Source organism: Pseudomonas yamanorum, assembly GCF_013386765.1.
Taxonomy (GTDB): domain Bacteria; phylum Pseudomonadota; class Gammaproteobacteria; order Pseudomonadales; family Pseudomonadaceae; genus Aquipseudomonas; species Aquipseudomonas yamanorum_A.
On record NZ_JACARE010000078.1, the window covers coordinates 1 to 379 of the forward strand.

Genomic DNA, 379 nt, shown 5'->3' on the forward strand with positions numbered 1-379 from the left:
AGCCCATTGTCGACCCGCTGCAACCGGTGAAGAACTGGAGCCACCCGTTCAAGGACAAAAACCACCCGCTCTTGCAGTTAACCCAGTTGGCAAAGGCCGAAGCTGGCTACTACCCATTGGGCCGAAATGGTCAGTTTCACGGCGGGGTGCATTTCGACGGTGGTACCGCTGGGGTGCTGGATCAATCCAGCGTGCACTGCCTGGCGGATGGCGAAGTGGTGGCCTACCGCTTCGAAGCACACTCGCCGACGACCACCTTTATCAACAACGAACAGTGCGTGGTCAAACCGTTTTCACGCAATTTCGTGCTGGTCCGCCATCGTCTTCAGCCGCCGAAAATCCAAGGCTGCACGGACACGCCCCCCATCCTGATTTTCTA

1 pseudogene is annotated in these 379 nt (G+C 57.8%); it reads left to right on the forward strand.

The features are described from left to right. Positions 1-379 (forward strand): annotated as a pseudogene (locus tag HX875_RS32160) (hypothetical protein); the annotation flags it as partial.